Source organism: Acidovorax sp. KPB24-03 (assembly GCF_057546605.1).
Map to the genome: position 1 here is coordinate 1 of NZ_BAAJYR010000122.1, position 10,426 is coordinate 10,426.

The following is a 10,426-nucleotide window of genomic DNA, read 5'->3' on the forward strand; positions in this document are numbered from 1 at the left end:
CCCCCGCCGCGCTGCGGGCGGGGCCTGCCCCTGATCCCGTTCGCCGCCGCGCCATGGCGCCGCTCGAGCCCGTCAGCCCACGCGTCCGCTGGGTGCTGGGCCTGGCGTTCTTCGTGGTGTTCATCGCCGTGTGGTCGTTCTTCACGCTGGGCGGCTTCGTGTCGCCCACGTTCCTGGCCAGTCCGGCCACCATGCTCAAGGAGGGCGGCCTGCTGTTCACCGAGTACGGCTTTCACAAGGACATCGGCATGACGGTATGGCGCGTGCTCGGCGGCTTCGTGCTGGCGGCTGTCGTCGCGGTGCCGCTGGGCATCGCCATGGGCGCCTGGAAGCCGGTGGAGGCGTTCTTCGAGCCCTTCGTGTCGTTCTGCCGCTACCTGCCGGCCTCGGCCTTCATCCCGCTGCTCATCCTGTGGGCGGGCATCGGCGAGGCGCAGAAGCTGCTCGTCATCTTCATCGGCTCGGTGTTCCAGATCACGCTGATGGTGGCCGTGACCGTGGGCGGCGCGCGGCGCGACCTGGTCGAGGCGGCTTACACGCTGGGCGCGGGCAACACGGGCATCGTGCGCCGCGTGCTCATTCCCGGCGCGGCGCCCGGCATTGCCGAAACGCTGCGCCTGGTGCTGGGCTGGGCCTGGACCTACGTGATCGTGGCCGAGCTGATCGGCTCGTCGTCAGGCATCGGCCACATGATCACCGACAGCCAGGCGCTGCTGAACACGGGGCAGATCATCTTCGGCATCATCGTGATCGGCGTCATCGGGCTGGTGTCCGACTTCGCCTTCAAGGCGGCCAACCGCCGCCTCTTCGCCTGGAGCACGCTATGACCGCACCGATGCTTTCCGTTCGCGGCGTATCGCGCACCTTCGCCGGTGCGCGCGGCCAGGCCACCCAGGCGCTGCTGCCGGTGGATTTCGAGGTGCGCGAGAACGACTTCGTCACCATCCTCGGGCCGTCCGGCTGCGGCAAATCGACGCTGCTGCGCATCGTGGCGGGGCTGGACTTTCCCACCGCGGGCGAGGTGCTGCTGGACGGCCAGCGCATCGACGGCCCCGGCGCCGACCGCGGCATGGTGTTCCAGAGCTACACGCTGTTTCCGTGGCTGACCATCGAGCAGAACATCCGCTTCGGCCTGCGCGAGCGCGGCATGCCCGAGACGCAGCAAAAGGAGAGGGCGGCGTACTTCATCGCCAAGGTGGGCCTGCGCGGCTTCGAGCAGCACTATCCCAAGCAGCTGTCGGGCGGCATGCAGCAACGCACGGCCATTGCCCGGGCCCTCGCCAACGACCCCAAGATCCTTCTCATGGACGAACCCTTCGGCGCGCTCGACAACCAGACCCGCGTGCTCATGCAGGAGCTGCTGCTGGGCATCTGGGAGGCCGAGCGCAAGACGGTGATGTTCGTCACCCACGACATCGACGAGGCGATCTTCATGGCCAACCGCGTGGCGGTGTTCAGCGCCCGGCCGGGCCGCATCAAGACCGAGCTGGCGGTGGACCTGCCGCACCCGCGGCACTACCGCGTGAAGACCTCGCCCGAGTTCATGGACCTGAAGGCGCGGCTGACCGAGGAGATCCGCGCCGAGTCCATGGCGGCGGACCTGCATTGAGCCGCTCCAAGAAACCCGCCGACATGAACGCCGCCGCCCTCCGTGCCAACGCCGAAGCCGAGTCCGCTGCCGCGGCGCCGGTGGAGCCCGCGCTGGCGCTGTACCAACAGGTCAAGGAGTTCATCGCCCGCAAGATCCAGGACGGCTCCTGGCGCGCGGGCGACCGGCTGCCCTCCGAGAGCGAGCTGGTGCTGCAGTTCGGCATGTCGCGCATGACCGTCAACCGCGCGCTGCGCGAGCTGTCCGAGCAGGGCCGCATCGTGCGCGTGGCCGGGGTGGGCAGCTTCGTGGCGGAGGACAAGCCGCAGTCCACGCTGCTGCAGATCGCCAACCTGGCCAGCGAGATCCGCCAACGCGGGCACGACTACCGCTGCGACGTGCTCACGGTGGAGCGCGTGTCGGCCTCGATGGAGGTGGCCGCGGCGCTGGACCTGCGCACGGGCGAGTCGGTGTTCCATGCCGTGTGCGTGCACCGCGAGGACGGCGTGGCCGTGCAGCTGGAAGACCGTTATGTGAACCCCCGCGTGGTGCCCACCTTCGCGCAGCAGGACTTCACGCAGCTGCAGCCCTCGGAATTCCTGGTGCGCAATGTGCCGTTCGACCAGGTGGAGCACGTGGTCGATGCCGTGCTGCCCACGCCGGAGCAGGCGCAGCTGCTGGGCATGGAGCCCGCCCAGCCGTGCCTGCTGCTCACCCGCCGCACCTGGAGCCGCGGCGTGCCGGTGACCCTGGTGCGCTGCCTGCACCCCGCCTCGCGCTACCGTCTGGGCAGCCGCTTCCGGGCCGACGGCAATCCGGTGTTCGGATAGCGGGCCGCTGCTTTCATTGGCTTCCTTTTCGCTCGAACCTACTTGTATATACAGGATGAACTTGATGACCGATTCCTCCCCTGAAACCCTGGTGCTGCACCCCGGCCGCGTCACGCTGGGCGAACTGCGGCGCTTGAGCGCGGGCGGCGTGCGCCTGTCGCTCGACCCGGCCGCGCAGGCTGGCATGCAGGCCTCGCTGGCCACGGTGCAGCGCATCGTCGAAGAAGACCAGGTGGTCTATGGCATCAACACCGGCTTCGGCAAGCTCGCCAGCACGAAGATCGCGCACGGCCGGCTGGCCGAACTGCAGCGCAACCTGGTGCTGTCGCACAGCGTGGGCACCGGCGATCCGCTGCCCGACCCGGTGGTGCGCGTGGTGCTGGCCACCAAGGCGGTGAGCCTGGCGCGCGGCCACTCCGGCGTGCGGCCCGCCATCGTCGATGCGCTGCTGGCCCTGGCCAATGCCGACGTGCTGCCCGTGATTCCGGCCAAGGGCTCGGTCGGCGCCTCGGGCGACCTGGCACCGCTGGCCCACCTGGCCTGCGTGCTGATCGGCGAGGGCCAGGCCAAGGTGCAGGGCCGCACGGTGCCGGGCCGCGAGGCCATGGCCGCCATCGGTTGCGAGCCGTTCGTCCTCGGCCCCAAGGAAGGGCTGGCGTTGCTGAACGGCACGCAGGTGTCCACGGCCCTTGCGCTGGCCGGGCTGTTCGGCGCCGAGAGCGTGTTCGCGGCCGGGCTGGTGTCGGGCGCGCTGTCGCTCGAAGCCATCAAGGGCTCGGTCAAGCCGTTCGATGCGCGCATCCACGAAGCGCGCGGCCAGCCGGGCCAGATCGCCGTGGCGGCCGCCGTGCGCGCGCTGCTGGAGGGCAGCGAGATCGATCCGTCGCACCCGCACTGCGGGCGCGTGCAGGACCCGTATTCGATCCGCTGCGTGCCGCAGGTGATGGGCGCGTGCCTCGATAACCTGCAGCATGCCGCGCGCGTGCTGCAGATCGAAGCCAATGCCGCCTCGGACAACCCGCTCGTGTTCTCCGAAACGGGCGACGTGATTTCGGGCGGCAACTTCCACGCCGAGCCGGTGGCCTTCGCTGCCGACATCATCGCGCTGGCGGTGGCCGAGATCGGCGCCATCTCCGAGCGGCGGCTGGCGCTGCTGCTGGACACCGGCCTGTCGGGCCTGCCGGCCTTCCTCATCCGCGACAGCGGCGTGAACTCAGGCTTCATGATCGCGCAGGTCACGGCCGCGGCGCTGGCGTCCGAGAACAAGTCGCTGGCCCACCCGGGCAGCGTGGACAGCCTGCCCACCTCGGCCAACCAGGAAGACCATGTGTCGATGGCCACCTACGCCGCGCGGCGCCTGACCGACATGGTGCGCAACACGGCGGTGGTGGTCGGCATCGAGGCCATGGCCGCCACCCAGGGCATCGACTTCGACCGCGTGCCCGCACCGGGCGCCGCCGCCACCCCGTGGCTGAAAAGCTCGCCGCTCATCGAAGCGCAGATCGCCGCCATCCGCGCGCGCGTTGCCTTCCTGGAGCAGGACCGCTTTCTCGCCACCGACATCGAGGCCATGCGCGGCTGGGCCCAGGAATCCGCCTGGCCCGCGCCCGTGACCGCCCACCTGCCCAGCTTCGTTTCCCAGATTTCGTGAAGGAGCCTTTGCCATGAACGCCAACGACGCCATCCTCTCCACCGCCGCAGCCCCGCTCGCCGACCCCCGCCATGACCCCACGCGCGTGATCCGCGCCCCGCGCGGCAGCCAGCTGAACTGCAAGAACTGGTTGGCCGAGGCCGCCTACCGCATGATCCAGAACAACCTGGATGCCGAGGTGGCCGAGCGCCCGCAGGATCTGGTGGTCTACGGGGGCATCGGCCGCGCCGCGCGCGACTGGGCCTGCTACGACCAGATCCTGTCGTCGCTCAAGGTGCTGGAGGCCGACGAAACCCTGCTGATCCAGTCCGGCAAGCCGGTGGGCGTGTTCAAGACGCACGAGAACGCGCCGCGCGTGCTGCTGGCCAACTCCAACCTGGTGCCGAAGTGGGGCACCTGGGAACACTTCAACGAACTGGACCGCAAGGGCCTGTTCATGTACGGCCAGATGACGGCCGGCAGCTGGATCTACATTGGCAGCCAGGGCATCGTGCAGGGCACGTTCGAGACCTTCGTGGAAGCCGGCCGCCAGCACTACGACAACGACCTCTCCGGCAAGTGGATCCTCACGGCGGGCTTGGGGGGCATGGGCGGCGCGCAGCCCCTGGCCGCCACGCTGGCCGGCGCCGTGTCGCTCAATATCGAGTGCCAGCAAAGCAGCATCGACTTTCGCCTGCGCACGCGCTACGTGGACAAGCAGGCGCGCGACATCGACCATGCGCTGGAGTTGATCCGGCAGCACTGCGACGCGAAGGAGGCCGTCTCCATCGCACTGCTGGGCAACGCGGCCGAGGTGCTGCCCGAACTGGTGCGCCGCGCGAAGGCGGGCGGTTGCAAGCCCGACCTGGTGACCGACCAGACCTCCGCCCACGACCTGATCCACGGCTACCTGCCCGCCGGCTGGACAGTGCCGCAATGGCAGGCCGCGATGAAGGACCCCGCACAGCATGCCGCCCTGACGAAGGCCGCCGCCCAGTCGTGCGCGGTGCACGTGCAGGCGATGCTGGACTTCCAGGCCATGGGCATTCCCACGGTGGACTACGGCAACAACATCCGCCAGGTGGCGTTCGACGAGGGGGTGAAGAACGCCTTCGACTTCCCCGGCTTCGTGCCCGCCTACATCCGCCCGCTGTTCTGCGAGGGCAAGGGCCCGTTCCGCTGGGTGGCGCTGTCGGGCGACCCGGAGGACATCTACAAGACCGATGCCAAGATCAAGGAGCTGTTCCCCGACAACCACCACACGCACCGCTGGCTGGACATGGCGCGCGAGCGGATCGCCTTCCAGGGCCTGCCCGCGCGCATCTGCTGGCTGGGCCTGGGCGAGCGCCACAAGGCGGCGCTGGCCTTCAACGAAATGGTCAGGAGCGGCGAGCTGAAGGCGCCCATCGTCATCGGCCGCGACCACCTGGACACCGGTTCGGTGGCCAGCCCCAACCGCGAGACCGAGGCCATGAAGGACGGCACCGACGCGGTGAGCGACTGGCCGCTGCTGAACGCGCTGCTCAACACGGCGGGCGGCGCCACGTGGGTGAGCCTGCACCACGGCGGTGGCGTGGGCATGGGCTACTCGCAGCATGCCGGCGTGGTCATCGTGGCCGACGGCACCGATGAGGCGGCCGCGCGCCTGGGCCGCGTGCTGTGGAACGACCCGGCCTCGGGCGTGATGCGGCATGCCGACGCGGGCTACGACATCGCGGTGGCCACCGCACGCAGGCAGGGCCTGAACCTTCCCATGGTGCGCTGAGGCCTCCGCAGGGCCACCGGAAAACGGAATTTCGCCATTCCGCGAGAAAAAAGGAGAACCCCATTCCCAATGGCCGGGAATGGGGGCGTGTGCTCCCGGGCCGCTTCCTTCGATACTGAACGCATGACCCGAAGTGCATTGCCCAGCGCCGTTGCGACGTCCGACCGAGTGCTCCAGGTGCTGGCCGTGCTGGCCCAGCAGGGCAGGGCGATGGCCGCGACCGAGCTCATGGAGCACACCGGCATGGCGCGCAGCACGCTGTACCGCCAGCTCGCGCGCTTGAAGCGCTGGGGCTTCGTGCTGGAAAGCGATGGCGGCTATGCGCCGGGCCCTTTGAGCCTTCAGCTGGCCCTCGGCTTCGACCTGGCTTCGCACCTGGTGCGGCAGGCGCGCCCCGGCATGGTGGAGCTGTCGCAGCAGTCGCAGGAAAGCGTCGGCCTGATCGTCGCGGTGAACGACCAGGCCATCTGCCTGGACATGGTGGAAAGCCACCATTCGCTGCGCTGCTCGTTCGAGAAGGGTCGCAGCGTGCCGCTGCGCACGGGCGCCTCGGCCAAGTGCGTGCTGGCCCATCTGCCGCCCGCCGCGCGCGATGCGGTGCTCGACAGCCAGTGGGGCACGGGCACGCCCGAGCGCGAGGCCGCCCAGCAGGCGCTGGAGGCGATTCGCAAGGCCGGCTTCGCCACCAGCGAGAGCGAGGTGGACCCCGGCGTCTGGGGCTGCAGCGTGCCGCTGTTCGGCGCGTCCCGCCAGGCCGCGGGCGCCATCACGCTGATGGCGCCGGTGATGCGGGCCCAGGGGCAGGAGGCCGCGCTGATCCGCATGGTGGTCGTGGCGGCCGCCCGCATCTCGCGCCAACTCGTTCTGCACTGAACCCGGCCGCATCGTTTTTCTTTTTCCCTCGAGTGCCTTTCCCTTCCTCCCACCCCCACCGGAAACTCCCATGAACATCCGACGCAATCTCCTCCTGGCCAGCCTGGCTGCCGTGTTCGCCCTGGGCGCCGGCGCCGCCCGCGCGCAAGACAACGTGCTGCGAGTGGCCACCGATGCCACCTTCCCGCCGATGGAGTTCGTCGAGAACGGCAAGCGCACCGGCTTCGACGTGGAGCTGGTGGAGGCCGTCGCCAAGAGCATGGGCAAGCAGGTCGAGTGGGTGGACATCGACTTCAAGGGCCTGATCCCCGGCCTGATCTCGCGGCGCTTCGACATGGCCGTCTCGGGCATCTACATCACCGACGAGCGCAAGAAGGTCGTCGATTTCACCGAGCCCTACTACGCCGGCGGCCTGGTCGCCATGGTCAAGGAAGGCAATACCACCATCCGCAAGCCGGCCGACCTGGACGGCAAGAAGATCTCGGTGCAGGTGGGCACCAAGTCGGTCGCCTTCCTCACGCAGAACTACCCCAAGGCGCAACGCGTGGAGGTCGAGAAGAACCAGGAAATGTTCAACCTGGTGGACATCGGCCGCGCCGACGCCGCCGTCACCGGCAAGCCCGCGGCCTACCAGTACGTGCGCACCCGGCCCGGCCTGCGCGTGATCGAGGAGCAGCTCACCACCGAGGAATACGGCATGGCGCTGCGCAAGGACACGCCGGAGCTCACCCGCGCGGTGAACGCCGCGCTGGCCAAGCTCAAGGCCGACGGCACCTACGCGGCCATCGTGAAGAAGTGGTTCAGCGGCAGCGCCGCCACCACCGCGGCCACGCCGGCTGCCAAGTGAGCCGGCAGACCACCGCCGCCGACCGAATCGACAAGCACTGAATCCGAGCGATGGAACTCGACTTTTCCCCCGTGTGGGCCGGCTGGCCCCAACTGCTGGGGGGCGCGCTGGTGACCGTGGAGATCACGGCCGCCTCGCTGCTCCTGGGCTGCGTGATGGGGTTGCTGGTGGGCATCGGCCGCCTCGACCCCCGGCGCCGCATCGTGTATGGCCTGTGCACGGCCTATGTGGCGGCCATCCGCGGCACGCCGCTGCTGGTGCAGCTGTTCATCCTGTTCTTCGGGCTGCCGCAGTTCGGCATCCTGCTGCCGGCGTTCCTGTGCGGCGTGATCGGGCTGGGCATCTACTCGGGCGCGTACGTGTCCGAGATCGTGCGCGGCGCGATCCAGTCCATAGACCGGGGCCAGATGGAGGCCGCGCGCTCCATCGGCATGTCCTCGGGCGTGGCGATGCGCTGGGTGGTGCTGCCCCAGGCCGTGGTGCGCATGATTCCGCCGCTGGGCAACGAGTTCATCGCGCTCATCAAGAACTCGGCGCTGGTGTCGCTGCTGACCATCCACGACCTGATGCACGAGGGGCAGAAGATCATCAGCGTGTCATACCGCTCGCTGGAGGTGTACCTGGCCATCGCGGTCGTGTACTTCCTGCTCACCGGCGCGACCACGCTGGTGCTGCGCCACATCGAGTTGCGCCTGCGCGCCGGGGGGATGGTGCAATGACGCAGTCCCCATCGACCCAGGCATCCGCTGCGGATGCGGCACCCATCGTGCGCATCCGTGGCCTGCGCAAGGCCTTCGGCGAGCACGTGGTGCTGAACGGCATCGACTTCGACGTGCAGCCGTCGCAGGTGGTGGTGGTGATCGGGCCCAGCGGCTCGGGCAAGAGCACCTTCCTGCGCTGCTGCAACGGGCTGGAGCAGCCCCAGGGCGGGCGCATCGACATCTGCGGGCGCACCCTGGTGGACGAGGGCCGCATGCTGCCCGAGCGCGAGCTCAACGCGCTGCGTGAAGAGGTGGGCATGGTCTTCCAGTCGTTCAACCTGTTCCCGCACCTGTCGGTGCTCGACAACGTCACCCTGGGCCCGCGCAAGCTGCGCGGCGCCTCCCGCGCCGAGGCCGAAAGCCAGGCGCGCGCCTTGCTGGACAAGGTGGGCCTGGGCCACAAGGCCGTGGCCATGCCGGCCAGCCTGTCGGGCGGGCAGAAGCAGCGCGTGGCGATCGCCCGCGCCCTGGCCATGCAGCCGCGCGTGATGCTGTTCGACGAACCCACCTCGGCCCTGGACCCGGAGCTGGTGGGCGAGGTGCTGCAGGTCATGAAGCTGCTGGCGCGCGAGGGCATGACCATGATGGTCGTCACGCACGAGATGGACTTCGCGCGCGAGGTCGGCGACACCGTGGTGGTGATGGACGGCGGCGGCATCATCGAATCGGGCCCGCCCGCCAGGATCTTCACCGAGCCCACGCAGGAGCGCACCCGCGCGTTCCTGCAGGCCGTGCTGTCGCGCACTTGAGCGCCGCCCCCACCGAGCCGCCGAGAGTGAGGCCTTCGCCATGACGCTTTCCACCCCCCTGGTGCCCCCGCCCGACCTGCAGCAGCGGCTGCGCGAGCGCGTGACCGACGCCCTCGTGGCCGACTTCGCGCGCGACGGCGCGGTGTGCATCCGCCAGTTGCTCACGCCGGGCGAGGTGGCGCTGCTGCGCAGCGGCATCGACGCCAACCTGGCCGCGCCCAGCCCACGCGCCAAGGTGGCGAGCCGCCCGGACGATCCGGGCCGGTTCTTCGAGGACTTCTGCAACTGGCAGGACATTCCCGCCTTCGGCCGCTTCATCGCCGAGACTCCCGTGGCCTGGGCCGCCCAGCGGCTCATGCAGTCGCCAGCGTGCGGCTGTACCACGACCATGTGCTGGTCAAGGAGCCGGGCACGCGCCAGCGCACGCCCTGGCACCAGGACCAGCCCTACTACAACATCGACGGCACCCAGAACGTGAGCCTGTGGATTCCCGTGGACCCGGTGGCGCGCGAGGCCACGCTGGAGTTCGTGGCCGGCTCGCACCGGGGGCCGTGGCGCATGCCGCGCACCTTCATGGACCAGCAGGCGCGGTGGTTTCCCGAAGGCTCGCTGGCCGAGCTGCCCGACATCGAGGCCGACCGCGCGGCGTTTCCCATCCTGGGCTGGGAGATCGCGCCCGGCGACGTGGTGTGCTTTCACATGCTGGCCCTGCATGCCTCGGGCGGTGTGCCCGGGCCGCAGCGTCGCCGCGTGTTCTCGGTGCGCTTTCTGGGCGACGACACGCGCCATGCGCCGCGCGCCTGGAAGACCTCGCCCGATTTCCCGGGCCTGGCCGACACGTTGCCGGCCGGCGCACCCATGGCGCACCCGCTCTTTCCGCTGCTGGTGGGGGAGGCGGGATGACGGCGGCGCTGCAGCGGTTCGACCTGTCGGCCATCGCGCCCACCCCGTGGAAGAACGGCGGCGGCGACACGCGCGAGCTGGCCTGCTGGCCGCCGGGCGCCGGCATGGACGCCTTCGAGTGGCGCGTGAGCGTGGCCACCATCGCGGCGCCCGGGCCGTTCTCGGCCTTCCAGGGCGTGCAGCGCCAGATCATGCTGCTGGACGGGGCCGGCGTGCGCCTGCGCGCCGAGGACGAGGGCATCGACCATGCGCTGGACGAGCGCTGGCAGCCCGTGGCGTTCGCGGGCGACCAGGCCATCGACTGCATCCCGCTGGGCGGCGCCTCGACCGACTTCAACCTGATGCTGCGGCATGGCCGCTGGCAGGGCGCGGTGCAGGTGCTGCAGAACGCGTGCGTGCCGGGCAGCACGCCCGCGGGCCTGTGCATGGTGCTGTCGGGCCGGTGGCATCGGGGCGGCGAGGTCTTCGGGCCAGGGCAGG

General features: G+C 69.9%; 10 protein-coding genes and 1 pseudogene. All 11 read left to right on the top strand.

What is annotated here, in order from left to right; genetic code table 11:
- The first annotated feature begins 53 nt into the window (after positions 1 to 53).
- Positions 54 to 827, top strand: coding sequence for an ABC transporter permease (locus AC27KI_RS13890; protein ID WP_487114327.1), 774 nt, complete (start codon positions 54 to 56; stop codon positions 825 to 827).
- 8 nt (positions 828 to 835) lie between these two features.
- On the top strand, positions 836 to 1,609 hold the full coding sequence (locus AC27KI_RS13895) for an ABC transporter ATP-binding protein (protein WP_487114317.1): 774 nt from the start codon (positions 836 to 838) through the stop codon (positions 1,607 to 1,609).
- Between the two features lie 23 nt (positions 1,610 to 1,632).
- A complete protein-coding gene (gene hutC / locus AC27KI_RS13900; RefSeq protein ID WP_284401831.1) occupies positions 1,633 to 2,418 on the top strand; it encodes a histidine utilization transcriptional repressor HutC in 786 nt (261 codons plus the stop codon).
- A 64-nt stretch (positions 2,419 to 2,482) separates the two neighbouring features.
- Positions 2,483 to 4,069 (top strand): histidine ammonia-lyase, encoded by a 1,587-nt coding sequence (gene hutH, locus AC27KI_RS13905; protein ID WP_487114319.1) that lies wholly within the window; start codon positions 2,483 to 2,485, stop codon positions 4,067 to 4,069.
- Positions 4,070 to 4,082: 13 nt separating this feature from the next.
- Complete coding sequence (gene hutU / locus AC27KI_RS13910) at positions 4,083 to 5,813, top strand: urocanate hydratase (protein ID WP_487114321.1); 1,731 nt, start codon at positions 4,083 to 4,085, stop codon at positions 5,811 to 5,813.
- 123 nt (positions 5,814 to 5,936) lie between these two features.
- Positions 5,937 to 6,686, top strand: coding sequence for an IclR family transcriptional regulator (locus AC27KI_RS13915; RefSeq protein ID WP_272563939.1), 750 nt, complete (start codon positions 5,937 to 5,939; stop codon positions 6,684 to 6,686).
- 70 nt (positions 6,687 to 6,756) lie between these two features.
- On the top strand, positions 6,757 to 7,533 hold the full coding sequence (locus AC27KI_RS13920; protein ID WP_284401839.1) for a glutamine ABC transporter substrate-binding protein: 777 nt from the start codon (positions 6,757 to 6,759) through the stop codon (positions 7,531 to 7,533).
- 50 nt (positions 7,534 to 7,583) lie between these two features.
- A complete protein-coding gene (locus AC27KI_RS13925; protein ID WP_487114323.1) occupies positions 7,584 to 8,252 on the top strand; it encodes an amino acid ABC transporter permease in 669 nt (222 codons plus the stop codon).
- Positions 8,249 to 9,043, top strand: a complete 795-nt coding sequence (locus tag AC27KI_RS13930) for an amino acid ABC transporter ATP-binding protein (RefSeq protein ID WP_487114325.1) — start codon at positions 8,249 to 8,251, stop codon at positions 9,041 to 9,043. Before AC27KI_RS13925 ends, AC27KI_RS13930 begins: the two co-directional genes overlap by 4 nt.
- A 40-nt stretch (positions 9,044 to 9,083) precedes the next feature.
- A pseudogene (locus tag AC27KI_RS13935) lies at positions 9,084 to 9,946 on the top strand (phytanoyl-CoA dioxygenase family protein).
- A gap of 8 nt (positions 9,947 to 9,954) precedes the next feature.
- The coding region (locus tag AC27KI_RS13940) for a HutD/Ves family protein (protein ID WP_487114329.1) at positions 9,955 to 10,426 on the top strand (472 nt) is incomplete at its 3' end.